At 68.6% G+C, this 26021-nt stretch carries 22 protein-coding genes and 3 pseudogenes; 9 read left to right on the top strand and 16 right to left on the bottom strand.

What is annotated here, in order from left to right; translation table 11 throughout:
• Positions 1-155 precede the first annotated feature (155 nt).
• Positions 156-1133, bottom strand: a complete 978-nt coding sequence (locus OG787_RS46680; protein WP_405539585.1) for an alpha/beta hydrolase — start codon at positions 1131-1133, stop codon at positions 156-158.
• 419 nt (positions 1134-1552) lie between these two features.
• Between OG787_RS46680 and OG787_RS46675 the strand changes: the two genes are divergently transcribed.
• The 6 genes from OG787_RS46675 to OG787_RS46650 all read left to right on the top strand — a co-directional run bounded on the left by OG787_RS46675 (position 1553) and on the right by OG787_RS46650 (position 7253).
• On the top strand, positions 1553-1780 hold the full coding sequence (locus OG787_RS46675; protein ID WP_405539584.1) for an amidase family protein: 228 nt from the start codon (positions 1553-1555) through the stop codon (positions 1778-1780).
• A 113-nt stretch (positions 1781-1893) separates the two neighbouring features.
• On the top strand, positions 1894-2643 hold the full coding sequence (locus OG787_RS46670; RefSeq protein WP_405539583.1) for a LuxR C-terminal-related transcriptional regulator: 750 nt from the start codon (positions 1894-1896) through the stop codon (positions 2641-2643).
• Between the two features lie 80 nt (positions 2644-2723).
• Positions 2724-4250 carry an AMP-binding protein gene (locus tag OG787_RS46665; RefSeq protein ID WP_405539582.1) on the top strand — a complete coding sequence of 509 codons (1527 nt, stop codon included), beginning with the start codon at positions 2724-2726 and terminating at the stop codon, positions 4248-4250.
• Between the two features lie 122 nt (positions 4251-4372).
• Positions 4373-6226 carry a CocE/NonD family hydrolase gene (locus tag OG787_RS46660; RefSeq protein WP_405539581.1) on the top strand — a complete coding sequence of 618 codons (1854 nt, stop codon included), beginning with the start codon at positions 4373-4375 and terminating at the stop codon, positions 6224-6226.
• A gap of 149 nt (positions 6227-6375) precedes the next feature.
• Positions 6376-6624, top strand: coding sequence for a sugar phosphate isomerase/epimerase family protein (locus tag OG787_RS46655; RefSeq protein WP_405539580.1), 249 nt, complete (start codon positions 6376-6378; stop codon positions 6622-6624).
• 170 nt (positions 6625-6794) lie between these two features.
• Positions 6795-7253, top strand: a complete 459-nt coding sequence (locus OG787_RS46650; RefSeq protein ID WP_405539579.1) for a hypothetical protein — start codon at positions 6795-6797, stop codon at positions 7251-7253.
• A 7-nt stretch (positions 7254-7260) separates the two neighbouring features.
• On the opposite strand, the pseudogene OG787_RS46645 reads toward OG787_RS46650, so the two are convergent.
• From OG787_RS46645 to OG787_RS46630, 4 genes and pseudogenes are all read right to left on the bottom strand, one after another.
• Positions 7261-7643 (bottom strand): annotated as a pseudogene (locus OG787_RS46645) (transposase); the annotation flags it as partial.
• A 625-nt stretch (positions 7644-8268) separates the two neighbouring features.
• A pseudogene (locus OG787_RS46640) lies at positions 8269-8563 on the bottom strand (DoxX family membrane protein).
• A 108-nt stretch (positions 8564-8671) separates the two neighbouring features.
• On the bottom strand, positions 8672-9436 hold the full coding sequence (locus OG787_RS46635) for a nuclear transport factor 2 family protein (protein WP_405539577.1): 765 nt from the start codon (positions 9434-9436) through the stop codon (positions 8672-8674).
• A gap of 36 nt (positions 9437-9472) precedes the next feature.
• Complete coding sequence (locus tag OG787_RS46630; protein WP_405539576.1) at positions 9473-10111, bottom strand: DsbA family protein; 639 nt, start codon at positions 10109-10111, stop codon at positions 9473-9475.
• A 170-nt stretch (positions 10112-10281) separates the two neighbouring features.
• Between OG787_RS46630 and OG787_RS46625 the strand changes: the two genes are divergently transcribed.
• Positions 10282-11175: a helix-turn-helix domain-containing protein gene (locus OG787_RS46625; protein WP_405539574.1), complete on the top strand. Its 894-nt coding sequence runs from the start codon at positions 10282-10284 to the stop codon at positions 11173-11175.
• Positions 11176-11554: 379 nt separating this feature from the next.
• On the opposite strand, the gene OG787_RS46620 is transcribed toward OG787_RS46625, so the two are convergent.
• The 3 genes from OG787_RS46620 to OG787_RS46610 form a co-directional block, all read right to left on the bottom strand.
• Entirely contained in the window at positions 11555-11926 is a 372-nt protein-coding gene (locus OG787_RS46620) for a hypothetical protein (RefSeq protein ID WP_405539573.1), read from the bottom strand.
• A 252-nt stretch (positions 11927-12178) separates the two neighbouring features.
• On the bottom strand, positions 12179-12469 hold the full coding sequence (locus OG787_RS46615; protein ID WP_405539572.1) for a hypothetical protein: 291 nt from the start codon (positions 12467-12469) through the stop codon (positions 12179-12181).
• A 41-nt stretch (positions 12470-12510) separates the two neighbouring features.
• A complete protein-coding gene (locus OG787_RS46610; RefSeq protein WP_405539571.1) occupies positions 12511-12780 on the bottom strand; it encodes a hypothetical protein in 270 nt (89 codons plus the stop codon).
• Positions 12781-13212: 432 nt separating this feature from the next.
• On the opposite strand from OG787_RS46610, the gene OG787_RS46605 reads away from it, so the two are divergent.
• Complete coding sequence (locus OG787_RS46605; RefSeq protein WP_405539570.1) at positions 13213-13842, top strand: transposase family protein; 630 nt, start codon at positions 13213-13215, stop codon at positions 13840-13842.
• A gap of 697 nt (positions 13843-14539) precedes the next feature.
• On the opposite strand, the gene OG787_RS46600 is transcribed toward OG787_RS46605, so the two are convergent.
• The 8 genes and pseudogenes from OG787_RS46600 to OG787_RS46565 form a co-directional block, all read right to left on the bottom strand.
• A complete protein-coding gene (locus OG787_RS46600; RefSeq protein ID WP_405539569.1) occupies positions 14540-15715 on the bottom strand; it encodes an alginate lyase family protein in 1176 nt (391 codons plus the stop codon).
• A gap of 248 nt (positions 15716-15963) precedes the next feature.
• Positions 15964-19344 carry a Tat pathway signal sequence domain protein gene (locus OG787_RS46595; RefSeq protein WP_405539568.1) on the bottom strand — a complete coding sequence of 1127 codons (3381 nt, stop codon included), beginning with the start codon at positions 19342-19344 and terminating at the stop codon, positions 15964-15966.
• 103 nt (positions 19345-19447) lie between these two features.
• Complete coding sequence (locus tag OG787_RS46590; protein WP_405539567.1) at positions 19448-20491, bottom strand: LacI family DNA-binding transcriptional regulator; 1044 nt, start codon at positions 20489-20491, stop codon at positions 19448-19450.
• 322 nt (positions 20492-20813) lie between these two features.
• Positions 20814-20999, bottom strand: a complete 186-nt coding sequence (locus OG787_RS46585; RefSeq protein WP_405540832.1) for a hypothetical protein — start codon at positions 20997-20999, stop codon at positions 20814-20816.
• Between the two features lie 157 nt (positions 21000-21156).
• Positions 21157-21414: pseudogene (locus OG787_RS46580) on the bottom strand (alpha/beta fold hydrolase); the annotation flags it as partial.
• A gap of 106 nt (positions 21415-21520) precedes the next feature.
• Entirely contained in the window at positions 21521-22798 is a 1278-nt protein-coding gene (locus OG787_RS46575) for an ABC transporter substrate-binding protein (RefSeq protein ID WP_405539566.1), read from the bottom strand.
• Between the two features lie 48 nt (positions 22799-22846).
• Positions 22847-23668 carry a carbohydrate ABC transporter permease gene (locus OG787_RS46570; protein ID WP_405539565.1) on the bottom strand — a complete coding sequence of 274 codons (822 nt, stop codon included), beginning with the start codon at positions 23666-23668 and terminating at the stop codon, positions 22847-22849.
• Entirely contained in the window at positions 23665-24666 is a 1002-nt protein-coding gene (locus tag OG787_RS46565) for a carbohydrate ABC transporter permease (protein ID WP_405539564.1), read from the bottom strand. The genes OG787_RS46570 and OG787_RS46565 overlap by 4 nt, the downstream gene beginning before the upstream one ends.
• Before the next feature lie 306 nt (positions 24667-24972).
• Between OG787_RS46565 and OG787_RS46560 the strand changes: the two genes are divergently transcribed.
• Positions 24973-25986 carry a hydroxyacid dehydrogenase gene (locus OG787_RS46560; RefSeq protein WP_405539563.1) on the top strand — a complete coding sequence of 338 codons (1014 nt, stop codon included), beginning with the start codon at positions 24973-24975 and terminating at the stop codon, positions 25984-25986.
• Positions 25987-26021: the final 35 nt, after the last annotated feature.

Here is a 26021-nt window from a genome sequence, read left to right as displayed (position 1 = left end):
CGGTTGTGTCCGGTGAGCTGCTCGATCCGCTTCAGCTGGTACGTCGGGTATGCCATGGCGGACGGCAAGGCGTTCGGCCGCCCTCATCTACGCGGCGAGTGTCTCAACACGTGTCGGCCGTGTGTCGAACGGGCCAATACCAAGAAGGCCCAGAATCACTGTCGGGCCGCGAGCAAACGGCGTAGCCAATCGGTCCGCACCCAACGGGCCATCTGCGACAGAGCTGCCTGCGGCACGACCCCGTCAAAGCCATGGAAGCCCCCCGGCCACACGTTCAGCTCGGCTGCCCCACCCGCCTGCCAGATCCGGCTGGCGTAGTCGACACTTTCATCGCGGAAGGTATCCACCGAACCAACTTCGATGAACGCGGACGGTAGCCCAGCAAAATCGGCTGAACGCGCAGGAGCTGCATACGCCGACACGTCCGGGCCCCCACGACGAGCGCCGAGTAGAGCATTCCACCCCGTATCGTTGGAGCCCCTGTCCCAAGGAGAATCCTGGTCCAGCATCGTACTGGAAGGCGTGATCTCCCGGTCATCCAGCATCGGGCAGCCAAGAATTTGTCCCATCAATGCGGGCCCTTGGCGGTCTCTCGCCATCAAAGCGGTCGCGGCGGCCAGCCCGCCGCCGGCGCTGATACCCGCGACCAGCATGTGTGATGCGGCGATCCCCAATTCCTCAGCGTGGTCAGCCGTCCAGACCAAGCCCGCGTAGCAATCCTCCACCGGTATCGGATCCGGATATTCCGGCGCGACACGATACTCGACCGACACCACCACCAGGCCGAACTCGATAGCCCAGTCCAGCATGCTTTCTATCCCCACGCGATTTCCGGCCATCACCATGCCGCCACCGTGGATGTAGTAGACGGCCGCCGCTACTTTCGACAATCCGGCGGGCCGGCAGATCAGCAGGGAGATCTCGCCACCAGCGTGACCGGGTACCCGCAGCTCCTCGAAATCGATGCCACGCTCGCGCAACTCACGGTCGGAGATCAACCTTTCTCTGCCTATCCTGCGCGCATCCTGGAGATTCTCCGGCCGGAAGTTGATCGGAATACCCTGCGCCTGAACGGCAGCCAGTCCGGCGGCCAGTTCGGGATCGAGCGGCGGGCGAACACGACGTACAGCCATCGACATCTCCTCGTGGAAGGACGGCTGTCTTCTCAGCCGCTGAGAACTGGCCGTACGCGGTTGGTGCGACCGCCGCGATCCCGTCTCGACCGTCCTACGATCATCGATCGCACACGGGGGTGAGCTACAGCGCCAAGCGGCGAACGTATCAGGCCGCTTCGCGCCACCTGGCGGTCATCGGTGCCGAACAACACCGATCTCCCGCCAGACCCGTCAACGCGGCTGACGCGCAATCGCCAGATGGCGGGACACTGCTCCTACTCGACGCCAGGCGGCGGCTCTTCCAGGACCACGGCGGATATACGGTCAGCGGATATACGGTCGGCCAGCCGAATCCGACAGCAGAACGCACCGGAAATGGCGGATGGAGTGCGATTCCGACCCCTTGGCGGGATCGCACGCAGAGCTGAGGAGAGCACATGCCGGAAGATCTGACCTGGCTGCCCCCCTGGCGACTGCGCGACATGATTGTCAAGAGGGCAGTCTCCGCCGTCGCGGCTGGATTGGTCCCGATCACGATCGGGACGGACGGCCACGGATCGGTTCGATTGCCGGCCGCATTGCGTGGAATCGTGCGGATACACCTGTCACGAGGCCTGGTCCCGGTCGTGGACTACCCGTGGCCAACCCTTTCCACCAGCCGATGACGACGCCTCCGCACCGGCTCCCGCCCGACTTGGATCCCCTGATCGCCAGGGCGCTACCCGCTCTCCAACGGGCGACAGGGTTGCCCGTCGCCTTCGGTGGTCCTGTTTCGAGCGTGAATCACGCGCTGCGGATCAACCAGCTGCGCGGCACGCTCACCCGGTCCCTGGAGAACCTGCTCGTCGATGCCGGTGCCGGACTCGGCGGCAAGGCCGTCGCACTCGGCCGGGTCTCCACTGTCAGGAACTACTTCAGCGCAAAGGGGATTACCCACGAGTACGACCGGGCGGTCGCTCCAGAGCGGTTGCGTGCGATGGTCGCAATACCCGTACGTACCGGGCTCGTGACCCGCGCTGTGCTCTACGTGGCAACGCGCGACCAGGCCACCTGCGGTGACCGGGTACTGCGTGCGGCGGCCGAAGTGGTCTCGCGCCTCGAACGCGACATCCTGGTGGAGGAAGAGGTGTGGCGACGGATCGCCGCGTCCTCGACCTGGACGGCCGCGGCGCCTAGCGAGGCGGTGGGCGAACTCCGCGCCGAACTCACGGCAATCGCCGGGTCGATCGCCGATGGGCAGGCCAGAGCCAGACTGCTGGCTGTCTGCGAGCGCCTGAAGCCGCCCGCCGATCTGGAGTGCGAGTCGGCCGCCGTCACGCTGTCCGCACGGGAAGCCCAAGTGCTCGCCGCGGTCAGCGCGGGCTGCACCAACGACGAGATCTCCGCGCATCTCGACCTGAAGCCCAACACCGTGAAGTCCTATCTCAAGAACGCGATGTGCAAGCTCGACGCCACCAATCGGATCCAAGCGGTCAACAAGGCCCGAGCAGCCGGGCTGCTGCCGGCCGCCACCCCCTTTCTGGGGTAGCCGGAGTTCTCCAGAGGTGTCACCATCTGGCCGGAGTGGCCGCGTCGCCAACGTTGACGACGAGCGAAGGGGATCGGGACGTGTTCTTCGATTTGGGCATTCGGGACTTCCTGGACCGAGCGGAACTGGTGTATCCGGACAGGGTCGCCGTGGTGGACGAGCCGAACCAGGTCGCGCGATCATGGGGATCGCTGACCTACCGCGAGATGGCCGGGCTGGCGCGTGCACAGGCCGCGAACCTCGACGCGCTCGGCGTCCCCGTCGGTGGGCGGGTCGCGATCATCTCGCACAACGCCGCACGACTGCTCGTGTCGTTCTTCGGGGTCTCCAGCTGGGGCCGGGTGCTGGTGCCGGTGAACTTCAGGCTCGCGCCGGCCGAAGTGCGCTACATCGTGGAGCACTCCGGCGCGAGCGTGCTGCTCGTCGACCCCGAGCTCAAACCCCTGCTCGACAGCGTGACCGCCGAACACGTCTTCGTTCTGGGCGAGGACGATGACAAGATCTTCGGCGGTGACGGCGACCCTCGGCCCTGGGCGGGTGACGAATCCGCGACCGCGACGGTGAACTACACCTCGGGCACCACCGCACGCCCCAAGGGTGTCGAGCTCACCCACCGCAACCTGTGGCTCAACGCCGCGGTATTCGGGCTGCACACGACCCTGAACGACAGCGATGTCCTGCTGCACACCCTGCCGATGTTCCACTGCAACGGCTGGGGCATGCCTTACGCGGTCACCGGCCTCGGCGGACGGCACATCGTCCTGCGCAAGGTCGACGGCGCCGAGATCCTGCGACGCGTCGACGAACACGGTGTCACCATCCTTTGCGCGGCGCCCGCGGTGCTCTCGGCCGCGCTCGACGCGGCAGCGAACTGGGACGGCGAGGTCCCGGGCCGCGACCGGGTCCGGGCCATCGTGGCGGGTGCGCCTCCGCCGACCCGCACGATCGAACGCGTCCGCGCCGAGCTCGGCTGGGAGTTCATCCAGATCTACGGCCTGACCGAGACCTCGCCCCTGCTCACGATCAACCGGATGCGCGAGGAGTGGACCGATCTCGACCCCCACGAACAGGCTCGCCTGCTGGGCCGCGCCGGCAGTCCCGCGCTCGGCGTCCGGATCAGGATCGACGGCGACGGCGAGGTACTCGCCCAGACCAACACAAGCCTCGCCGGCTACTGGGAAAACCCCGAGGAGACCGCTCGCGTCCAAGCAGGTCACTGGTTCCATACCGGCGACGGCGGCGCCTTCAGCGACGGTTACCTCACCATCGCCGACCGTAAGAAGGACGTCATCATCACCGGCGGCGAGAACGTCTCCTCGATCGAGGTCGAGGACGCGCTCAACTCACACCCGGCGGTCCGCGAGGCCGCGGTGATCGGTATCCCGGATGTGAAGTGGGGTGAGCTGGTCACCGCGCTCGTCGTCACCGACGGCCGTGCGGTCACGTCTGACGAGCTCATCACACACTGCCGGGAACACCTGGCGGGCTACAAGTGTCCGAAGCGAGTCGAATTCCTCGACGAACTGCCCCGGACAGCGACCGGCAAGATCCAGAAGTTCAAGCTTCGCGAGCCTTTCTGGCGTGACCAGGACCGACAGGTCAACTGATCGTCTTCACGCCGCTGACCGCTACAGGGTCAGATCATGGTGGTGTTCGAGCTGCCGGAACACTCGCCCGAACCCCACCACTCAGCGCCGCTCAGCGCCATTTGGCACGAATCCCCAGTCGGTTGCCGGGCGCTCGCACCCTCAGGGTTCGCCTAATTTCCACAGGTGGGCGAACACTGTTGTGCACAGTCATCGAGACGGGGACACACATGCACTTCATCGTGGACACCGAGGTCCGGGTGCCGATGCGGGATGACATCTCGCTGGCCGCGAAGGTCTGGCGACCTGCATCGGGAGAACCAGCTCCGACGTTGCTGCTGCGCAGCCCGTACGGCACTGATGACCTCCATGTGTTCGGGGCGCCCGTGATTCCGGACATCTTTGCCTTCGTGAATGCCGGGTACGCGGTCATGTTGCAGGACATTCGGGGAGCGCAGCACTCCGAGGGCGTGTTCATCCCGCACGTCGATGACCGCGGCGACGGTGCCGCCACCGTCGCGTGGCTGATCGGGCAGGACTGGTGCGACGGGAACGTGGGCATGTTCGGCCCTTCCTACATGGGATTCGTCCAGTGGCAGGCGGCTTCCACCGGCGCCCCCGGGCTCAAGGCCATCGCTCCGGCGACCGCCTCGGACGACTTCTACCACGGGCCGTGGTACTCACCGGGCGGCGCGTTCTCGTCGCAGTGTGCGCTGTCCTGGACCACCGTGACTTCGTTGATGCGAGGCCAGTTCGAACTGGCCAAGGGGCGCAGCGTCGATCCGGCGGACCTGGCTACGCTCGCCGGGTTGCTGGCCGACCTGCCGGACCTGATGCGTCTCATGCCCACCGGGTCCCATCCGCTGCTGGAGAAGTACGCGCCCTGGCTCGCCACGGACGTGCTCGCGCACCCCGATCGCGACGAGCACTGGCGGCGTCTCGCCCCCATAGAACACGCGGAGTCCATCACCGCGCCGGCGCTGAACATCGGCGGCTGGTACGACATCTTCATCAACGAGACCTTTCACGCCTACAACACCATGCGCCGCCACGGCGGGTCCGAAGAGGCCAGGAAAGGTCAGCGGCTCGTGATCGGCCCATGGGCGCACGGGCGGGGCGACAGCGGGGTCTATCCCGACCGGCATTTCGGGATGGCCAGCAGCATGGACGCCGCCCAACTGACCAACTCCCACCTGAGCTTTTTCGACCGCTGGTTGCGAGGCAACGAAGACGCACTCGACGACGTCGCACCCGTGCGGATCTTCGTCATGGGAATCGACCAGTGGCGCGACGAACAGGAATGGCCGCTGCCCGACACCCAGTACATCGACTACCATCTCACCGGCAGCGGCCCCGCCAACACCGCGACCGGCGGTGGCCTCCTCACCACCACCACGCCGGAAGCCGGCTGCCAGGACACCTACCTCTACGACCCCCGACGGCCCGTGCCCACCCTCGGCGGCACTGTTCTCGGTCTACGGCCGGAAGACCCCATCGGTCCGGTCGATCAGCGGCCCAACGAGACGCGTGAGGATGTGCTCTGCTACACCACGCCGGTGCTCACCCAGCCCGTCGAAGTCACTGGCCACGTGTCACTGACACTGTTCGCGTCCTCCTCCGCGGTCGATACCGACTTCACCGGCAAACTCGTCGACGTCCATCCCGACGGCCGCGCCATCATCCTGTGCGAGGGCATGCAGCGCACCCGTTACCGCAACTCGCTCGCCGATCCCGAACTCATGCAACCCGGAAACATCTACGAAGTCACCGTCGACCTCGCCGTCACCTCGAACGTCTTCCTCCCCGGCCACCGGATCCGGCTCGAGGTCTCCAGCAGCAACTTCCCCCGCTACAACGTCAACACGAACACCGGCGGCATCATCGCCCAGGAAACCGAAGCCGACATGATCACCGCCGTCAACCGCCTGCACCACGGACCCGTCCACCCCAGCCGACTCACCCTCCCCGTCATCGACCGACCGGACACCACCAGGTAGCCGGCCCAACCGCGGCGGCGGCAACGGCCACTACTGCCTGCACCGCACCGGAAACCGGGAAACGCTTCGTCGCCTACCTGATCCAAGCTCTGGGGTGGGGCTCGGCAGAGATCGGTCAAGGCCTACGCCGGCGAAGTGATCTGAACTCCATGGAGTACCAGTGGGACGAGGCCACCGTCCCCTTCTGGCGGGACATCGAGGCACTGGCCGCCGAACACGAGGTGAGGGTGTGCATCGAGATGCACCCGCACAACCTGGTGTTCAACCCGGCCACGCTGAAGCGCCTCGTCGAGCGGGTCAGCGCGACACACATCGGCGCCGAGCTGGACCCCAGCCACCTCTTCTGGCAGGGCATCGATCCGGTCGCCGCCATCGAAGACCTCGGCCCACTGAGATAGCGCCATCGTGATTCCTGCTGGTCAGTGGGGCTGGCGTGATGTGTGGTGGGGCTGCTCGTGCTGGTAGGGGTGGAGATCGGTAGCACGTGATCGTCCGTCACGGGTGGTCTCTGGGGTTCTCGCACGGGGAACTCGGGCCGATCCGTAGGTGCGCGTCGGGAGGGATGTTCATGACGGACGTGCTGACGTGGACGATCGAGCGGCGCCTTGAGCTGGCCGAGCGTGCTGAGCTGCTGCGTAAGGAGCTGGCCGAGGTCGAGGTGGCCCGGCTGGAGGCGGCCGAGATGGTGTTCGGGCAGTGGGCCGGTGCGACCGACGGCGGACGCCGGCCGTCGGGGATCGTGGAGCCGGAGCCGGAACGGGTCGCGGTGGGGCCGGGAGCTGGTGGGATGCGGGTCGTCCCGGACCGGGCCGAGGGGATGGGCCGGGAGGCCCTGACCGCGGAGTATCAGCGGCTCATGGAGATCGTGGCCGGGGCGGACGGGCCGGTGATGGCCAAGGACGTCGCCGTCGCGCTGGGCCGCGAGACAACTCCGGCGAAGGTCGAGCCGGTCCGTGGCCAGCTGCGCGAGCTCGCCGACCGGGGCTGGCTCGTGCGGACCGGTGCGGGGCGCTATCGCGTGCGCTGACCTGCCCGGGCCTGTGGCGGACCGGGCGATTCCGGACGGTGGCCCAGCAGGTGCTGTGCGCCTTGACCTCGCTCAGTGCGGCTTCGCACAGGTTGTGCCACAAATGCCAGCGATCACCAACCTGCACCGCCTCGGGCAGAGCACGACGGATGGCCTCGGCGTAAGTAGCGGAGCCGTCCCGGCAGACGACCTCGACGCCCGGATGAGCGCGTAACCATGCTTCCAGGGTGTCGGCCGTGCGGTCGGGCAGCACTCGATCCGCTCGTGGGTCTCGGCATCGATGATCACGGTGGCATATCGGTGGCGCCGTCGCAGAGCGAAGTCATCGACCCCGATCACGCGGGGTATTCGCCCGAGGGGCAGTGGGATACGCAGCAGGGTCCGGAGCTCGATGGCGGAAGGGTTGGTGTGCCGTCCTGCGGTGTCTGGCACCCGGCAGGAGTGGTGGATATGCGAGCCCATCAGTACCGGACCCCGCTTCCGTCAGTCAGGCGCGGGCCAGGAGCAGTACGGCTGTGGCGGAGGTGACGCCGAGGGCCACGCCTGCGGCTGGTGGACGGTGGACTGACGGCGTAGGAGGGGTAGGTGTCGGTCGAGGGACCAGGTGCCGGCGCTGGTGAGGGAGAGACCGGTTGCGGTGGCGGTGAGTAGGGTCTCGTACTCGATGCCGCCGCTTGTCGGCGTACACGTGAACGTGGTCGGGTGGCCCGGGTTCGCAGTACAAGCGACGCACGCTCAACCCGATCCGCACCGCCCGGCCACCGATCGCCCTGTCGGCGAGACGGCGTACGTAGCGGCTGTGCACTCGGTCGCTGGCGATTTCACACCCTGTACACGGAACAGGATCTTCGTCACACGTACGGGCCTGGACGACCACGACAGGGCCCGTCGCGTCGACCGAGACGACCCTCACGCCGGTCAAATACGGGAGCAGCAAAGGAAGTTCGACAACACACAACAGGAGGATGCCCAGCGCCAGACAGTGCGCGCCCTCCCTCCCCATGATGATCTCAGGCTACGAAAATCTTGCCACGGCCACATCCACTCGTACGCCGACACCGCTTGTGGCGAAGAAGCCGCCGTGCCATTTCACTGCCATGGCGTTGGTCATGATGCCGATGACTCCGGCGGCCGAGAGCGGGGTGAGGAGCCCGAGGGCTAGGCCGAGGCCGCCGAGGGTTTCAACCGTGCCGGTGATGTAGGCGAAGAGTTCCTGGTGGGTAGCCGGAGGCGGCGAGGAAGGTGCCGGTGCCGTGGATGCCGCCACCGCCGAACCAGCCGAACAGCTTCTGGGTGCCGTGCAGGGCCATGGCTACGCCGATGGCCAAGCGGATGACCAGCAGGCCGAGGTCGGTGGTCGCAGTGCTGCGGGCGGGGGCGGACATCGCGGGCACTTCTGGTCTGGTGGGGCGGTTGGGTCAGAACAGGCCGTTGTCGTGCGGGATCTTGTCGGCGTCCGGGATGGCCGGGGTGATGTCCCAGTGCTCGACGATCTTGCCGTCCGCGACTCGGAAGAGGTCGTAGAAGGCGGTCGGAGCGGTGCCGAGGGTGCCTTCGGAGACGGTCAGGACGAAGTTGCCCTCGGCGATGGCCTTGTGGAGGGTGGCGTAGGCCATGTTCTTGCCCTGTGCGGCGAATGCGGCGAGCCCCGCTCCGAGCCCGTCGAGGCCGTCGGCGATGTGCGGGTTGTGCTGGTCGTACTGGGCGGTGCTGACGTAGTCGGTGATCTCGCCCTGGCCGGCCAGGAAGACCTGCTGGATGAAGTCGGTCACCAGCGTGCGGTTGGCCTCGGTCCGGTCGAGGTCGGTGACCTGGGTGGGGCCGTCGGTCTCGGTGCGGCCGCTGAGGGTCGTGTCGGCCTTGGGCTGGAGGGCGTCCCAGTGCTCGATCAGCTTGCCGTTCTCGACGCGGAAGATGTCGAAGGCGGCGATGGGCTTGGGGCCGAAGCCGTAGTAGGTGCCGTGCAGGGCCACGGTGTCGCCGTCGGTGATCACCCGGTGCGGCTCGTAGCGGAAGTCCTCGCCAAGGCTGGCGATCAGGGCGCGCAGACCCTGTGGGCCGTCCGCGACGGTGGCGTTGTGCTGGATGTAGCCGGGGGCGACCCAGCGGTCGACGGCGGTGACGTCCTTGTCGCCGAACATCTCGGTGGCGGCGGTGAGGACGATGTCCTTGGTGGTGCTCATGGTCGTACTCCTTGCGTTTGTATAGGTGCGGGGGGGTCAGGCGGCCACGGAGGCCAGGTGCTGGTCGAGGGCGCGGGTGAGGGCTTGGGTAGAGGAGACCGGACTGCCCAGGCGGTGCGTGCCGTGGGCGGTGTGCAGCAGCAGCGTCGGGTAGCTGTCCACACCCAGGCGGCGGAGCTGGAGGAACTGGGCCTCGGCCGCGGCTCGGGTGGCCGGATCGGCGTAGGAGGCGGTCACCGCGTCGGGGTCCAGGCCCAGCTCGGTGGCGATGTCCCGGTAGACCTCGGTGTCGGACAGGCTGCGGCCCTGCAGGTACCAGGCGCGCTGGATCGCCGCGGCGGCGTCCAGGGCACTGACTCCTGGCTGCCCGGCCAGGGCGAGCAGGCCCGTTGCCGCGTCGGTGGAGTCCATCACGGTGGTGCCCTCAGCGAGCATCCGCTGGTAGCCGGCGCCGAAGGCGACGCCGGTGAGCTCGGCGATCCGGGCGTTGGCCCCGGGGATGTGCGGGTACGCCGCGGCGGGCAGCGCCCGGGGCCCGGTGAACAGACCGCCGGACCACACCCGCAGCTCGATCCGCTCGGCGTTGGCCTCGGCGAAGTCGTGCAAAGCCGGGGCGAACCCGTAGCACCAGCCGCAGTAGGCGTCGAAGGCGTAGGTCAGTCGGGTGCGCTCCATCACGGGGTCCTCTCCTCGTCCGGCGCCGCGGGTGCACTGTTTCTGTCACCGCCTCGCGCCGGGTGCCGACGGCCACTGCGGGCCTGGGGCTCGCGATACGCCGCTGAACTGCGGTGACATCACCTACGTTAGGGACGGAATCGAGGCTCACCCGGATACGCTGGTGACTCATGATGGTCAAAATCAGACAGGAGGTCGCGCGGGAGATCCCCGAGGTCACGTTCGCCGCACCGGTCGGCACCCCCGCCGGGGTGGAGGTGATGTCCCTGGCCGAGCTGCGATCCCGCGCACCCGCTGGGAGCCTTGAGGTCCCTCAACGGCCGGACTTCCATCATCTGCTCACCCTCACCAGCGGCGTTCTGTGGCACACGGTGGACTTCACCGGGCACGCCCTCAATCCTGGGTCCTGGCTGTGGGTGCGGCCCGGTCAGGTGCAGCAATGGGGTGACCTCGAACAGGCCCAGGGCACACTGATCCTGTTCGAACGCGGCTTCCTCGACCCGGCCACCGCAGCCTCCACGCGCCTGGACGACCCGTACGCGCCGGTCGCGCTGACACCCGTCGGCGACGACCGCGAAGCCCTGCGCGCCGCCGCCGACCACCTGGACCGCGAGTTCCACGCCCACCTGCGGCTACCGGTCGACATCCACGTCGCCGTCCTGCGCCACCTGCTCGCCGCCCTCGTCCTGAACCTCGCCCACCTCACCGCTCCCGCCAGCAGCCCCGCATTCGAGCCGGGCGAGACCTACCTGCGCTTCCGCGACGCCGTCGAACGCGACTTCAGCCGCACCCGCCGCCTGGACGACTACGCCCACACGCTCGGCTACTCACCGCGCACCCTCTCCCGTGCCACCCTCGCCGCCGCCGGGGTCAACGCGAAGGAGTTCATCGACCGGCGGGTCGTCCTGGAGGCCAAGCGCCTGCTCGCCCACGGCGAGCGGTCGGCCACCCGGATCGCCGCCCAGCTCGGCTTCTCCAGTGCCACGAACTTCAGCAAGTACTTCCACCAGCGCACCGGCACCACCCCGATCGCCTTCCGCGCAGCCACACGCGGCCAGGCCTGAGCCGGTGCAGCACCGTGCCCGGGCGTACCGGCAACACAAGCCGGCGAGCTTCCCTGTCTGTCAACTGGCGGTGCTGTTCCGTCTCCTCGGCGTGATGGGCCAGCGTAACCAGTCACGTGATCGGCCGGGCAAGTCCCAGCTGCGACGTCGAGGGGTGGACCGTGGACCAGCACGGTGCGCCGATCGAGATCCGCCTGGTGTGGGTGACCGTGCAGCAACTCGGGAGTGCCTCGGGCGGGGCTGGTCCGCGGGACGGCGGCGGGACAGCATGAACGCGCTCGGTGACGCGGCCGAAGCCGCTGCTGCTCTCGCCCCGCACCCCGGCCGCCCCAGGACCGGGAGCAGCCGAGTCGGGCGGCCGCCCCGACTCGGCTGCGGCTCAGGCTCCGCCGAGTGAACTGGTGATCTGGGCTTCGAGGTCGGCGATCCTGCGGTCCTGGAAGCGCAGGTTGGAGCGGGCGGCCTTGAGGCGTTCGTCGAAGGACCGGTTGTCGGCGGTGAGTTGGCGGACGCGCTGCTTGAGGGTGGTGTTCTGGGTGGTGATCCGCTGGATGGCCTCCTGAGTCCACTCGGCTTCCAAGTCGCGGACTTGGCCGAGTAGTTCGCCGATGCGGGTGCGCTGAGTGAAAAACTCTGCGTGGGCGGCCTTGAGGACGTCCTCGGCGTTCAAGGCCCGTTCACGCCAGGTCGCTTCGCGCGCTTCGTCCCGGTCGGCGAGCAACTGGGTCCGGCGTTCGTCGGCTTCGGCCATCGCGGTGGTGACTGCGGCTCTGGCGTCGGGGTGGTCGTAGAGGTCGGGGTGGTCGTAGAGGGTAGAGGTCGGGGTGGTCGTAGAGGAAGGTGCAGGAGACGTTCGCGCGGCGGGCGACGGCGGCGCCGCTGACCTGGGCCTTCTCGCGGCGGAGACGGGCGATGGCGTCGCGGACCCGCGCGAGGGCGGCTTCAGTGCTGCGGTGGCGGGCGGCCAGGGCGCCGGCCGTGCGCGGGTCGGGGATCGTGGTGGTCACGCGCATTGCTCCTGTTCGTCGGTAACATCCGCGGCCTGGTCCTGCTCGTCGCCGGCTGTCTGGGCGAGGTCGGCGGCGCGGAAGGCGGTGGACCAGACGCGGTGGAAGTAGTCGTGGGGTTTGCGCAGGTCCAGGGCGAGAGCGTCCTCGAGGAGGCCGAGGCCGGCCAGGGCGCTCTCCAGGCCGTCGATAGCGCGGGCGGTGGGTTCGAAGTAGCGGTGGAGGTAGTCGGCGGTGGCGTCGTCGGGGGCGCCCTCGGCCAGCAGCCGCACTGCTCGCGTTTGCACCGCCAGTAGAGGAGGTCGGCCCCCGACAGGACGAACTTGTCTCAGTTGTGGCAGTCAAGGTTCCAGGGGCAGGCGCCGCCCTCGACGACGGGCTGGAAGGTGCAGAACCCGCCCTCGGCCGGTGTGCTGCGGCGGGACAGGTCGATCGCGAGGGACTGGGCCTGCTCTCGGGTGAGCGGTGTGGCGGTCTCGGTGAGGAGTTCGCCGGGGTTGGCGGTGCCGGGGCCGGCGCCCCAGACGCAGGCGGACCTTCCGGTGTCCTCCGAGCCGCACGAGCCAGCCCCGGTCAGCGAGCTTGCGTAGCTGGCCACGGACCGGCTCGACGTAGATGCGCTTCCCCATCGGAGATGTGTACTCCCGCTCGGTCAGCTCAGCCTTCCGGACGGTCCTCCACGCACGACGGGTCACGGAACCGGCGAGGAAGCCTCCCTTTTCGCCCCGGAACGGACCGGTGCGGGGCGCTATCGCGTGCGCTGACCTGCCCGGGCCGGTGGCGGACCGGGCGATTCCGGCCGTAACGCGAGGACCCCCAGCGGGAGTTGGTAGATGTATGACCAAAAACCAGCCCGCCGAGGGCACTCAGGATGTTGCATACCAGGTCCGCCTCCCGCTGTCGAAGCGGACCATCGATCTCGTGGCCGACCTGATACGCCGGCGCCGCAAGCAGCTGGGCACCCGCTGGCGCAAGCAGCCAGGCCATCGTCGTCCTCGCCCACCTGCGGCACGACCAGCGCCTTGCCTACATGGCCGGCGGATACACCGTCTCGGCCTCGACCGTGCGCCGCTGGGTGAGCGAAGTGATCGAACTCCTCGCCGCACGTTCCCCACGCCTGGACCGGGCCCTGCAGAAGATCGCCCGCTCCGGCGGGGTCGTGGTCCTCCTGGACGGCACCCTGGTCCGCACCCGCCGCCGCACCGGGAAGGACAACCGGAGGAACTACTCCGGCAAGGCCAAGGCCCATGGCCTGCTGTTTCTCGCGCTCACCAACGAGAGGGGCAACCTGATCTGGATCTCTTCGGCCCACCCCGGCCGGTCCAGCGAGATCACCGCCGCCCACCACGACAAGATCACCGACCATTTGCGGGAGGCCGGCCTCGGCGCCCTGGCCGATCTCGGCTTCGCCGGCCTCAACGGCCAGCCCGACGACGACCCGGTGATCATCACCGGCCGCAAGGCCACCCGCAACCACCGGCTGACCGCCGCCGAGAAGGAAGCGAACCGCCTGGTCAGCCGCGAACGCGCGGCCAACGAGCACGGCTTTGCCAACCTCAAGTCCTGGCGCATCCTGACCAAGCTCCGGATGAACGCCCGTCACGCCACCACGCTCCTGCGAGCCCTGCTCGTCCTGGCCACCAGCGAAGTCCAGCGATGACCGATGATCTCGACCCGACGATCACCCCGCCTGCCAGCGCAAGCGCCCCGACCGCGACTCGCACAAAGGGCCTGAACAGGCAATTGAGGATGAAATGATCTCACTGGTCTTCCACGCAGCGGCCAAGGACACCCGGATCAACGACCGCTGCAAGGTCAGCGGCATCCTCGACGACCACTTCACCCGGTCACCGACAACCCGCTCGGACTAGGCGGCCAACGGACGCTCAACGCCTGGCCCGCCGAGTCGAGTTGAGACTTCGTCGCGGTCGGACGAGGACGCGACGAGGCATTCTGGCGGGGCTTCCTCGACGCGCCGCGCAAGGTCGACCCCGACATGGCCGTCAACATCGAGCACGAAGACATGGAACTCGCTCAGCTGGAAGGGCTGGAGGTGGGCGCCCGGACCCTGCAGGCGGCCAACTTCTAGCTCGGGCGGTCCGGACGCTGCTAACCAACTCCTATAGCTGGTACGGGAATTGCAGGGGATGCGAGGCCGTACGAGGGTCGCCGCCACACCACCGCCCGCGCTCACGCCGAACAACAAGCGCCGACGTAGCACGGGCGGCGGCCTGGCCGCCCAGAGCCTCAAGGAGCCAAGAGCCGGTCCGCGCGGCCGTCCAGGGGGCCAGGTCGGACTCCGGCCGGCCGACGGACGGACACGAGAGGGATCCTGGCAGGCGTCCAGGGACAACGCGTCAGCGGGTGTAGAGCAGAGTGCCGAACCCCGGGTGGTCGCACTGGAAGGCGGCACCCTCGGGGCGGAGGTTGGCGGCCACCTGGGAGGTGTAGCCGGCCCAGCCGCCCAGCCGCTTGACGTAGTGGTTGTAGACCATCTCGTAGATCGGCCGGAACTCACCCCGGTAGGCGGTGGAGATGGTGTTGTAGGTGACCTTGCACCCGCCCCAGGGGGTGTAGGAGACAGTGTTGCCGAGGTTGTAGCTGGCGGTGTACTCGAAGCCGGAGAGCAGTCGGTTGTCTGCGGCCCCGTAGAGGTCCAGGCCCTGGATCCAGCCGGTCTCGCAGATCTCCGCCAGGGCGCCGAGGATGTTCTGGGTGTGCTGCTGGTCGCGGCCGCTCTCGGTGCACTGGCCGGTGCTGTTGATCATGCGGCCGAGGGAGCAGCAGCTGTTGGTGTAGAAGGCGTTGTAGGCGGAGTTGAAGACGGTGAGGTTGTCGCAGAAGACGCCGATCTGGAACATGCCGCGTACGCACATCACGCCCCAGCCACTGTCGTCGTAGCCCTCGATGACGGGGACGAAGACGTCCTCGAACATCGCGACGGTCTGGGCGATCTGGGAGGACGTCCAGCTGCCGGAGGGGGCCGTGTAGCGCATGATCTCGGCGGCGGCGGCCAGCTTGGCCCCGTAGATGCCGGCGGCCAGCTTCGCTTCGGTGCCGGTGATCAGGGTGAGGGTGGAGGACCAAGCCTTGATGATCTGCAGCGCCTTGGTGGCGTGGGCGGTGGTGCCGGTGATCGTCCACATCAGGGCGTTCTGGTAGGCGGCGTTGGCGTCGGTCCACAGTGCGTCGTTGCCGCTGTAGCCCGCGGTGCCGCGCTGGACCGTCGCGTAGGGACCGGCCATGGAGTACGACGACGAGGAGTAGCCGCTCGCCGCGAGCTTGTTGTACCCGGCGAGCCAGGGCGCGGCGCCTGCGGCCACCTTGCTCTTGATCCGGGCCAGGTCGGTGCCGTTGTGCAGGATGCCCGGGTGGGTGAAGGAGGTCAGCGGGGAGGTGACCGCGCTCGCCGGGCCGGCCGTGGCCAGCAAGGCGCCGGGCACTGCGGCCACGCCGGCGCCGAGGACGGTGAGCTGGAGGAACTTCCGCCGTGCGGGGCCTTGTCCGGACTCGGTGGTGATTCCGTCGTTCATGGGGATTCCGTTTCTGCGGGTGCGGGTGCGGGGTCGTACGGGGTGCGGCGCCCGCATCATGACCAGCCGTTCGCACCATCCGCAGCACCGCGGACCGAACAGGAAACTTTTTCAGCGCGGCGGAACCCCGGAATCGCCCGGCGGTGTCGATCTGCCGGTCCCCGGGCACGCCACCGTTGTCGCCGAGGCCCCCGGCGGGCATGCCACCGAGGCCGCCGAGTCCCTCGGCGGCCTCGGTGAGGCGTCGGTCAGGAGCAGTCGCGGCGCTCGGGCGCGTACAGCACGACGGTGGTGAGCGGCGGCACTTTGATGTCGCGGCCCAGGGCGACGGGACGGCCGGTCCTGAGGTTGACGGCCGCTCCGGTGCCGGGCAGGCGGTGGGTGATGGTCCGGTCGGTGGTGGTGTTCATGGCGACGATGTAGCCGGCGTATTCCAGGAGGTAGAAGGGGGCCTTGCCGACGAGGACCTTCTCGACGCCGAGTGTGGTGGTGCCGAGGCCCGGGTCGACGTCGGCGGGTACGGGGGCGAGGTGGAAGGTCTCACCGGCGAAGGCCTGGTGAAGGGTGGGACCGATGTAGGTCCAGCCGCCGGCCGGGACGGAGGAGGCGCTGCCGGAGTCGTTGATGGCGAAGTCCCAGCAGACCCAGTCCTGGACGGTGAAGGTGTCGGCGTTGGCCTTGTCGAAGACGGAGGTCTCGCGGACGGTGCCCGAGCGCTCGGACTGCGGGGTGATCAGGTGAACGCGGGCCAGGTCGTTGACGCCCTGGCGGGCCCGCCAGTAGAGCGAGGAGTAGAAGATCTCCTTGCCGCGCTTGAGGGCCAGGCAGCCGTTGACCTCGTCGGTGAAGACGAAGTCGGGACGGTCCCAGCCGGCGGGCATGCGGCTTCTGGAGGCGGCTTGCTTCTTGAAGGCGGGCAGATGGCTGGAGATGAACTTGAAGGCGCTCAGGCCGACCCGGTTGTAGAGGCTGGTGCTGACGAGCAGTTCGAGCTGCGGGGCGAACTGGCCGTCGGCGATCATCTGCTGGCTCCAGCCCAGCAGGTCGGGGTCGGCGAAGACGGCGGTGGCCGAGATGGGGGTGTCGTCCCAGGCGGTGCGCTCGGTGTAGACGATGTCGCCGGGGAAGGGCTCGTTGCGCCAGCCGATCTGGGTCTCGATCCGGAAGGCCTTGTTGCCGTCGGTGTCCTCGGCCGGGTAGCGGAACCAGCCGCGGGCCTTGGCCATCTCGATCATGCGGTTCTTGAGCTTGGGGTCCTCGTAGCCGCCCTTGCCGTCAGCGACCGACTCGTAGATGCGGGCGAGCATCCCGGAGGTCTCGCCGTAGTCGGCGACGTAACCCAGTTCGCGGGACAGGCCCTTGGGCGAGACGACGAGGTAGTCCTTGCCGAGCGGCCAGCTCGCGGTGCCGTCCTCGTCCTCGGCGCCGCGCCAGGGCACGAGGCCGACGCACTCGTAGACCCAGCGCATGGCCGTGGCCTCGTCCCAGGCGTCGCCCGGGGAGAGCAGCTTCAGGCCTCGGTTGCACTCGTAGATGCCCAGCGCGGTGAACATCGCCTGGTTGGTGTAGTGCCGCTGGTGCTGCCGCCAGTAGTCTCGGCTGGAGACCAGCATGTCCTTGTACGCGGTCCGGCGCGGGACGGGGGCGGCGGCGTCCGGCTGGGGCGCGGTGATCTCGATGTCGTCGAAGTGGACGGTCGCGCCGCCGCTGGTAACCATCCACAACTCGTACTTCGTGGCGCCCGACGGCACGGTGACGGTCCTGGTGAGCTGCTGCCAGTCCGTGGTGCCGGCCGCGACACGGATCTCGGCCGATCCGCTGACGAAGTTGAGGTTGTCGTCCCAGAACTGCACGCTGACGCGCGGCGTGGTGACCGTGCCGTCGGTCTTCGCCCACACCGAGAAGGTGAGGTCGCCTGCGGCGGTCACCGCCTTGGCGCTGGGCGAGACCAGCAGGGTGCCGCCGGAGGAGGCCATCTTGAGCGAGGCGGAACCCGTCCGGGAGACGTCGGTGTCACGGGCGTACGAGCCGCCGCTCGCCCAGCCGGGGACGGTCCAGCCGGCAGGGGTGGCGGAACCGGCCTCGAAGCCGAGGTTGGACAGCGGCGCGCTGATCACGGAGGGGTCGGGGGAGGTGATCGCGACGTCGTCGAAGTACGCGGTCTCCCCGTTGGTGACGACCATCCAGAACTCGTACTTCGTCGCCCCCGCCGGGACGCTGAAGGTATTGGTCAGCTTCTGCCAGTCCGACGTGGCCGACGAGCCGGAAGCGACGTAGGTGCTGCTCGACTGGCCGACGTAGGTGCTGCTGTCGTCCCAGAAGTGCGCCTCGATGTGGGCGCTTGAGCCGTCGGTCTTCACCCACGCCGAGTAGGTGAAGTCACCCAGACCGGTGCTGGCCTTGCCACTGGGTGACACCAGCAGGGTGCTTCCGGAGGAGACGGCCTTCAGCGAGGCGCTGCCGCCGTGGGTGACGTTCGTGTCGCGGCTGAAGGTGCCGTTGCTGGCCCAGCCGGGGCTGACCCAGCCGTACGGGGTGTCGTCCCCGCCATCGAAGCCGAGGTTGTTCAGCGAGGTCGGGCCGGAGGTGACGTTGCCGTCCAGGGCGTCCTGGATGTCGTCCCAGCCGGTGAACAGCGCCAGGCCCACCCGGCCGAAGCCCTCCCACTGCTGGTCGGAGTCGGTGAGGACCTTGCTGTCCTTCTTCCACGCCAGATAGCGGCTGTCGATGGCCTGGCAGACCTTCTCCATCACGGCGGCGCTCTGGTACGCCGGGGACTCCGGCCAGTAGTAGCCGCGCAGCAGGGTCTCGTACGCCCAGGCGTCCATGCCGTTCGCGGTGGAGCCGTAGAGCAGGCTGTTCTGGTCCTTGAGCACGCGCGCCCTGACCTTGGCGATCATGTCGTCGTCGGTGCTGGCGCGGGTCGTCGGCGCGCCCACGCTGCCGAACACGTCGCCCGCGGCGGGCGTGAAGTGCGGGGCGGTGTGGGTGTAGGCCCGGTACAGCCCGCGCGAGGGCTTGGTCATCGGGTAGTAGAAGTTGTTGGCCTGGCCGTAGGGCCAGATCCGGCCCATGCCGCGGATCTCGATCGCCAGCGACGTCCTGCCCCGCGTGGCGCTCAGCGGCAGCGGCAGGGTGTGGCAGAAGAACCTGCCGGGCAGCCGGGGCGCGACGTCGATCATGTCGATGTTGTCCACCACACCCTGGTCGAACCAGCCCAGGGGCTTGCCGTCCAGGAAGAGCTGGAGCCGCCAGGCGTCGTCGGCGGTCTCGGCGTAGTCGCCGCCCCAGAACTTGACGGAGACGTAGTTGGCGGCCTGCGGGTCGACCTTGAGGGTGAAGGCGGTGGTGCCGCCCCACCACTCGGCGGTCTGCTTCGGATTCAGCACCCGCGCCGACTGACCGAGTTCGCCCGCGATGACGTCGGAGAGCTCGGAGCTCAGGCTGTGGGCGGTCTCGGAGGCGGCGTTGCCGAAGACGACCGTGTCGAGGACGGGCCCCGACGGCTTTGCCGTGGCGTTGTCCACCGCCAGGGCCTGGGCGGGCATCCACCACTGGGCGCTGACGGTGGCGGCGCCGGCGAGCGCTCCCGCTCCGCGCAGGATGTTCCGGCGGCTCATGGGCTTCATGTGGTTCTCCATGCTCGAAGCTGGAATGGGGCTGAATGAGAGTTACGGGATGGTTTCGCCCGTTCCGGGAGTGTGTCAACGGTCCGGCAGGGACCTGAAAGTTTCAGTGGGACGGAAGTCGCGGTGGTGGCGCAGTGGTTGCCCGAATCACCAGCCGAGTGGGCAGTACGGTGTGCTGAGTTGCCGGCGGGCGGCCGTACATCACGTCGGCCAGGGCGCGCATGCCGACTGCCGCCATCTCGGCGATCGGCTGGTGAACCGTGGTGAGTTCGGGCGTGGTCCACCGGGCCCCTGGGATGTCGTCGAAGCCGACAACACTCAGGTCGCGCGGCACCCGCAGCCCGCGCCGGGCGGCCACCCGCATCACGTCCACGGCCATCTCGTCGGCGCAGACGAAGACAGCGGTGGGCGGTTCGGGAAGGTCCAGCAGTTCCTCCGTGACCTGTTCGGTGCTGCCTGGCTTGAGGGTGATACGGCGTACGTACTCGCCTCGATGCCTGACACCTCCGGCGTCCAGCGCCGCGCGGAAGCCCGCCAGGCGCTGCGTGCTGCACAGCAGGCGCTGGGGGCCGCCGATCACCGCGATCCGGCGGTGTCCCAGAGCCAGCAGATGCTCGGCGGCACTGCCGCCCCCGCTCCGGTTGGCGGCGGTGACGACGGGCATCCCGCGCGGCGGCTCGGCGCTGGGGGCCACCATCACGGACGGGATGCGGCGCCGGGACATCCACAGGTGCTGCGTGGGAGTCAGTTCCGCGTGCACAAACAGAACTCCGCTGGTGCCGCGCGCCCGATGGCCGTCGAACCAGCCGCCCCCGGGACTGCCGCTCCGGTTGAGCCGGAGCCGCCCGGACAGCACCATGCCCAGGCCGGTCTCGGAAGCGGCCTCTTCGACGCCGCGCAGAATCTCGCCGCACCAGGGGCTGTCGAGGTTGGGCACCAGCACATCGACCAGCGGCTGCGCCCCGGCCTCGTCGGCTCGCGGTCGCCTCGCGTATCCGGTGCGGCGGATCACCTCCTCCACCCGTAGCCGAGTGGCCGGGGCGACGTTCTCCCGGCCGTTGACCACCCGGGACGCCGTGGGCACCGAGACGCCCGCCAGCCGGGCGATCTGGGCGAGCGTCGGCATCGCTGACAGGTTGCGGGTCATGTCCTCACTCCTCGGGAGCTTCTGGGGCGGGCGGTCAGCGCCGGCGGAACAGAACCAAGCTCCACGGCTGGACGTCCTCGTCGAAGAGGAAGCACCCGTTGCCGACGGTGGTCCGGACCACCCGCCGGACCGCGTGCCCCGCCTCTCGCAGCAGTACGGTCTGCTCGCCGCGTCCGCCACCAGCTGCGGCTGCTCCTGCCGGCCTGCGCGCAGGTCCTCGCCGACCCGCCCGGCACCGACGCAGGCGCTCCAGAAGCGGATGAGCGGGTGCCGGAGGCGTGGCGGTTCACGGCGATGACTATGGGAGGCGGAGGTTGGGCCGTCATGATGCCTCGATCCAGTCCTGGATGAGCCGGACGGTGCGGGCCGTGCGTTCCTCTTGCAGGCAGTGACCGGTGGCGGGCCAGTGGTCGACGCGGGAACCCGGGACGTGAAGGGTTCCGCGCCCCCAGTCGGTGTAGGGCCCGGCGGTCCACACCATGAGCGCGAGCTGCGTGCGACGGCGCAAGCACTCCTCGGCCGCCGGGCACGGGCCCACCGCGCCCACGTCGAGAGACCTGCCGACGTAGGACTGGGCGATAGCCTGGCCGGGGTGCCAAGCATGGTGCGTACGTGCGCAGACCGGTGGTGGCGTCCTTGGCGAAGGCCCCGCAGACGAAGTCGGCGGCGGCCTCCACCACGCCCTCGGCCTGATACAGCGCCGGATTCCGTCGCATGCCGGGGAGTTCTGTCCCGGGTGCACCGTGGGCCGGGTCCAGTGCGATCACCGACCATACGGAGTCCGGGTGGTTGACTGCGAGCAGATTGACCACCTGGCCGCCCATCGAGTGGCCCACGGCGGTGACCGGGCCCGCCCCCAGCCGGTCGACGAGCGCGGCCAGGTCACGGGCCACCGACGCCGGGGTGTTGTCCTGGGCCGGCACCGGTGGCCGGCCGGGACCACGCAGATCGGGGACGATCACGCGGGCGGCGGGCGGAGCCGGGAGTGAGCGGGCGGGGCGGTGGGCCGTCGGGCCCTGGCCGAGTCGGTTACTTCTTGTTGGCCTTGGCGTAGGCGTCGTCGAGCTTCTTCAGCGCGCCGCCGGCGTCGAGCTGCCCCCCGAGGATCTGCTGGAGGGCGGTGAGGTGCGCGGCCTGGACGGTCGCGTCAGGCCAGGCCTGGTCCGGGGCGGCGGTGAGCTTGCCGGCCTTCTGGGCGGCAAGGATCGGCTTCAGGACGTCCGTGGCCTGGTACTCGGACCCGGCGGGAAGGGCCGGGCCGGAGCCGGTGGCGGTGGCGATGAGGGCGACGCCCTGCGGGGAGGTGATGAAGTCCAGCAGCTTCTGGGCCAGCGCCGGGTGCTTCGCCTTGGCGTTGATGGCGTAGGCCGAGCCGATGCCGCCGACCTGGTAGGTGTCGGCCGCGTTCTCGGTGGCGGGCAGCGGGAAGAGTCCGAACGTGGTGCCGCTCGCGGCCTTCAGCTTCAGTGCGGCCTCGGCGTTGGTGGCCATCAGTACGGCGACGGAGTCACCCTTGGAGACGCGGCTCATCGACTCGTCGTAGCTGGTGCCGTTCGGGCTCTTCTGGAAGCAGCCTTCCTTGACCATGGTCTGGAACTCGGTCAGGCCCTTCTTCCACCCCGAGTCGGCGAAGGTGGTGGTGCCCTTGGCCTGCTTGGCGGAGAAGTCCGGGTCGGGGCCGTAGACCAGGGTGGAGGTCAGGGCGTAGGGGACCATCTGGGTGGTCCAGGAGTCCTTGGCGCCGATCGAGAAGGCGCTCTTGCCCTTGGCCTTGGCCTTGGCGCACAGCGCGAGGATGTCGCTGAACGTCTGCGGCTCGGTGGCGCCGACGGCGGCCAGGGCCTGCTGGTTGTAGAGGGCGCCGATGCCGGTGACGGTGATCGGGGCCCCGTACACCTTGCCGTCGATCGACATGGCGGTCTTGTCGGCGTCGGTGAGCCCCTTGGTCCAGCTGTCGGAGGAAACGTCCTTGAGGAGGTTCTGCTTGGTCAGTTCCTTGATGCTGAGCGGGTTGCCGCCGGCCGGCCAGACGCGGATGACGTCGGGGGCGGTACCGGCGGAGAGTTGAGTGCGGACGGTGGCCATGATGGCGCCCGCGGCCGGGACGGTCAGCTTGACCTTGATCTTGGGGTACTTCTTCTCGAAGGCGGCGATCAGCGGCTCCACGTCGGCCTTGGTGTCGGTGACCAGGGTCACCGTGCCCTCAGTGGCGGAGGTGCTGGTGCTGTCGCCTCCACCGCAGGCGGTCAGGACGACCGGGACAACGGCCAGCAGGGCCACGGCCGAGACAGTTCTTGCCTTGCTCACAACTACTCCTCGTTGAGTACTGAATACGTGCTGGATGACGGCGTACGGTCAGCCCTTCAGGCCGCCGGAGAACCCCTGGATGATGAATTTCTGCAGGAACAGGTAGGCGATGAGTACCGGGATCACGCTGATGACGAGACCGGCGAAGATCATCGGCCACTGCGAGACGTACTGGCCGACGAAGCCGTAGAGCGCGACCGGCGCGGTCTGGCTGTCGGTGCCGGACAGGAACAGCAGTGGGGCGAAGAAGTCGTTCCAGATGGCGATCGCGTTGAGGATCACCACCGTGCCGGTGACCGGCCGCAGCAGCGGGAAGACCACGCTGACGAAGGTGCGCAGCGGGGAGCAGCCGTCCATCACCGCGGCTTCCTCGTACTCGGCGGGCAGCGCCCGGAGGAAGCCGGTGTAGAGGAAGACGGAGAACGGGAAGGTCAGTCCCGCGTAGTAGAGGATCAGTGACCAGGGCGTACCGAGCAGGCCGAGGTCGCGGATGCTGGTGTAGAGCGGCAGCAGGGCGAGCTGCATGGGCAGGACGAGGCCGGCCGCGACCGCGTAGAAGGTGATCTTCGACCATGCGCGGGTGATCCGCGCGAGTGGGTAGGAGGCCAACGCCGAGATCGGTACCAGCAGTGCCAGGCTGGCGACGGTGATCAGCAGGCTGTTGCCGAGGGCGGGGCCGAGGGCGGCGGTGGACCAGGCGTCGGAGAAGTTGCTGAAGTGCGGGTGGAGGGCCGGGGTGAGCAGGCCGGAGTCGGCATTGGCCGGCTTGAGGGCGATGTTGAGCAGGGCGTAGAGGGGGATGAGGAAGGCGACGCCGGCCAGCAGCAGGAAGCCTTCCAGGATCCCGGTCCGCCACGTGTAGCGCGTCATGAGGACCTCCCGGCACGGTTCATCAGGGCGTACTGGAGGCCGGAGATGACCATGACGAAGACGGTGAGAACGAGGGCGAGGGCGACTCCGTACGACCACTGGCCGAGGGTGAAGGCGTCCTTGTAGATGAGGGTGGAAATGGTGTCGGACGCGTTGCCCGGGCCGCCGCCGGTCATCACCATCACGATGTCGAACTGCTTGAGCGCACCGATGATCGCCAGCGAAAGGTTGATCGTGAAAGCCGGTAGCAGGAAGGGCCGTACGACCGACCAGAAACGGCGGAAGGGTCCGGCGCCGTCGAGGTGCGCGGCTTCGATGACGTCCTGCGGCACACTCTGCAGCCCGGCGAGGAAGATGGACATCGAGATTCCGGTGTGCTGCCAGATGATCACCACGCACGCCGACCACAGTGCCCAGTGCGGGCTGCCCAGCCAGTCCTGCTGCCAGGACTCCAGCCCGATCGCGCCGAGGAAGGAGTTGAGCGAGCCGGTCGGGGCCAGCAGGTACTGCCAGACGAAGCCCGAGACCAGCGGCGTGATCACCACCGGGGCGAAGAACATCACGCGCAGCGCGTAACGGCTCTTGACCCGGGAGTGCACCCCGAGGGCGAGCAGCAGCCCGAACAGGATCTGCCCGGCGGTGACGACGAAGGACAGCAGCAGCGTGTTGGTGATCGCGCTGCGGGCCGCGTCGTCGTCGAGGATGTCGCGGAAGTTGTCCAGGCCGACCCAGTTGAAGTGCTCGCCGAGGCCGGTCCAGTCGGTGAAGGCGTACGCGCTGCCCCGGATGCTCGGGACGACCACGATGTAGGCGTAGAACAGCAGCCCGGGGACCAGGAACCACCAGGGCGGACTCATACCGCGCCTGCCTCCGGCCCGGATGCGCAGGGCTCTCGTGGATGACGGCCGCGCCGCCGTCCTGCGCATGGCGTCGGTGCCGTCGGTGCGTACATCCGGACCGGGCTCGGAGGTCTTGCCGGCCTGGTGTGACACGGTCACGGCAGGCACCTCCGAGTCGTCCGCTTGCTGTCCATTCGTCACTCCATGAGCTTGCCAGGCCGTAGTAATCGGTTGCCGAGGAACGTACGACTCACCCCATGTGCCCGACAAGGGGGAAGCGCTACTTTGTTTCGGCGGAGTCTCCCGCCAGTTTCCCACAATGCCTCTGACCTGCATCTTTATGGGTCTGTATCGTTTCGGAAACCCCATGGCATCGAAAGCCACCGGGGGGCACGAGGGGCGTTGACCACCCCGGGGAGCGCGGTTAGCGTAGTACTCGGTTACTTTCTCTTACTCAGGAGCGCCATGCCCTCCGCACAGCTACCGGCAGCCTTGTTCGCCATGAATCCGGAGCACCTGCACGCCCTCTTCCCGCCTCGTCTGATGCGTCGGCTCCAGGGCCTGGTGCGGATCGACCCCTCCCTGGTCGCACAGGACTTCGGCGATCCCGCGGTCGCCGGGGCGCTGGCGCAGGCGGAAATCCTGGTCACCGGCTGGGGCTGCCCCGGTATCGACGCCAGTGTGCTGGAGGCGGCGCCACGGCTGCGAGCCGTGCTGCACGCCGCCGGGAGCGTCCGCACCCTGGTCAGCGAGGCCTGCTGGGAGCGGGGGATCCAACTGTCCAGTGCGGTGCAGGCCAACGCGCTGCCCGTGGCCGAGTACGCCCTCGCGGTGATCCTGCTGGCCGGCAAGGATGTGTTCACGCTGCGCGAACGCTACCGCACCGAGCCCGCCTACCCGCCCGTCACCGACCTCGCGGGGCTGGGCAATCTCGGCCGCCGGGTCGGCGTCATCGGCGCCTCGCGGGTGGGCAGGCGGCTGCTGGAGCTGCTGCGCCCGTTCGACCTGGCCGTGACGCTGTACGACCCGTACGTCGATGAGGCCCAGGCCGCCGCGCTCGGCGCCGTGAAGCTGCCGCTGGACGAGCTTCTGCGCGGCAGCGACATCGTCAGCCTGCACGCCCCCGACATCCCCGAGACCTATCGGATGCTGGACCGCGTCCGGCTCGCGCTCATTCCGGACGGCGGCATGCTGATCAACACCTCGCGCGGCGCGCTCATCGACCCCGTAGCGCTCACCGACGAGCTGGTCAGCGGTCGGCTCGGTGCCGTACTGGACGTCACCGAGCCGGAGCCGCTGCCGGTCGACTCCCCGCTGCGCAACCTCCCGAACGTCTTCCTCACCCCGCACATCGCGGGGTCGGTCGGCAACGAGCTGGAGCGCATGGGCCGCACCGTCGTCGAGGAGCTGGAGCGGCTGGCCGACGGCCTTCCGCCGGCCCACGCGGTGCGGGAGGCAGACCTGGCAAGAGTCGCCTGAGCCTTCCGTACGGAATGCGCATCCGGATACTTACC

The sequence above is a fragment of the Streptomyces sp. NBC_00075 genome (assembly GCF_045041225.1).
In the GTDB taxonomy this organism is placed as follows: Bacteria; Actinomycetota; Actinomycetes; order Streptomycetales; family Streptomycetaceae; genus Streptomyces; species Streptomyces adonidis.
The sequence above is the reverse complement of the archived record's forward strand: the minus strand, read 5'-3'. Positions and strand labels throughout refer to the sequence as shown.